Consider the following 792-nt stretch of genomic DNA (forward strand, 5'->3'; position numbering starts at 1 on the left):
GAAGGTGGCGGAGCAACTCCTCAGCAACGCCGCCGCGCCCGGTCTCTTCCATGGCCGCGTGGTGACGCGGGGTGACACCAGCCGGGTGTACCGGCTCAGCGAGGCGGAAGCAGCGTTCCGCAAGAGCCTCGACAAGATCCTCTGGCAACGTGCCGAACGCCGCGCCGAGCAGCGGCGCGCTCGGGCCGAGGCGGAAGCCCCCGAGGCCCAAGCCCCGCAGCCGGGCGCCCCCGAGGCCGACAGCCCCGACAGCTCAGACAACCCCGACACCCCGGGCGCCCCCGATACCCCCGACTCCGACAACCCGACGACCGAAGGGCCCTCGCGGTGAGCATCCCACCCCAGGCCGCGCCGAACTCCGCGACCGCGCCGCACTCCGCCACCGCAAACTCCGTGACCGCACCGGACCCGGGCCCCGCCCGGGTCACCCGGTACTGGCACCGGTACCTGGACGCCAGGAAGGGGAGCTGGTACGGGTTCGCGCCGACCGGCCCTCCGGGCGAGGAGCTGGCCGATCTGCGTGCGGGGCTCGGTCAGGACGCCGGCACGGTGCCCGCGATGTGGCCGTACTACACGAGCCCCACCGACGGGGAGGTCACGCACGCACTCGAAGCCGAGCACGGCGCGCTCGCGCTCTACGGCCTCCACCAGCAGAGCCAGCAGCGCCCCATGCACAAGCCGCAGGTGGGCCTCGGTTCCGCCCTGCGCTCCCTGCGGGTGGCCGACCGGTTCAGCCCGGAGGCGCTGGACCGGCGCGTGGCGGCGGCCGTCAACGCCACCTCGGTACGGGCC

General features: G+C 74.5%; 1 protein-coding gene and 1 pseudogene. Both read left to right on the forward strand.

Annotated features, from left to right (window positions below; genetic code table 11):
- Nucleotides 1–331, forward strand: a pseudogene (locus KUM32_RS39800) (hypothetical protein); the annotation flags it as partial.
- On the forward strand, nt 328–792 hold a 465-nt coding region (gene casB, locus KUM32_RS39805; protein ID WP_308408842.1), incomplete at its 3' end, for a type I-E CRISPR-associated protein Cse2/CasB. The pseudogene KUM32_RS39800 and the gene casB, both read left to right, overlap by 4 nt.

It is taken from the genome of Streptomyces sp. AC627_RSS907, from assembly GCF_019049165.1.